This window comes from Arthrobacter psychrolactophilus (assembly GCF_003219795.1).
Classification (GTDB): Bacteria; Actinomycetota; Actinomycetes; order Actinomycetales; family Micrococcaceae; genus Specibacter; species Specibacter psychrolactophilus.
Map to the genome: position 1 here is coordinate 1 of NZ_QJVC01000054.1, position 1,014 is coordinate 1,014.

A 1,014-nucleotide genomic window follows, 5' to 3' on the forward strand; every position below is an offset into this window, starting at 1 on the left:
TCAGATATTTGTTCTAGTATTTTTCGAATTCTTCTGGTGTTTCGTGAACGTGGTGACTATAATTGTGGTATGGGTAGTTCAGGGAATTCCCCGGTTTCTCGGGGTGAGTCATCCGCCACGGTGAGTGTCGCGGATCGAGTCTCTGCGTTGACGCTACCGGTTCTTGAATCCCTGGAAGATCGCCTCGCGGAGTTCACTCACTTGCCGACCCGCCCGGGCCTGATCACCCCAACCCCGGAGAATTCTGGTGTGGTTGGTGGGGTGGGTTCGCAGGTAGAAGGTGTTCAGCTCCTCATGGAGGAGTGCTTGAACACGGTGACTGCTTTACGACGGCATCAAAATCACTGCGCAGCGTTACTGCTGAGGGTCGTTGAACGCCTCGATACTGTCGCAGCCCTAGAAGGAGAACTTCAAGGGCTGGATCCGTGGCAACGCGGCAGGGCTTTCGATCAAGTCCGTGCCGAGTTAGCCGTGGTGTTGAGTATCCCCGAGGGCACTGCCGAACAACTCATGATTCACGCGAAATCCTTAGTCCACTCACTCCCGCACACCCTGGGGGCGATGGAGGGTGGGGAGTTAGGGTGGGAATTCGCGGTCGTGATCGCGGAAGAAACCGAACTACTGCGCTCCATCGGAGTCGAGGACACCAGCGTGGAGAGCTTCGAACAAACACTTCTGAGCAAAGCCTGGGGAAGTACCCTTCGTAGTTTCAAAGACAAAGCCCGTCGTTCACGAGAACGGTTGCATCCAGAAACAATCCCCGAACGGACCCTTCGCGCCTACACCGATCGGCGAATCCAGAAAAGCCGCGCGAGCGATGGCATGTCCTGGCTGAGCTTATACGCCCCGGCCCCCACGATCGAAGCCGTCTGGGATCACTGCACCCTCACCGCCACAGCCGCTCAAGGACCCCACGAGGAACGAACCCTCACCCAACTCCGAGCCGATATCGTAGCAACCCTGCTCCTGAACCAAACCATGGACGAAAACCACATCCACCGCCCACCCACCACC

General features: G+C 57.3%; 1 protein-coding gene. It reads left to right on the forward strand.

The window, feature by feature from the left end; all coding sequences use genetic code 11:
• Positions 1 to 69 precede the first annotated feature (69 nt).
• Positions 70 to 1,014, forward strand: a 945-nt coding sequence (locus CVS30_RS17710; RefSeq protein WP_146233448.1) for a DUF222 domain-containing protein, incomplete at its 3' end; no start/stop codon positions are given.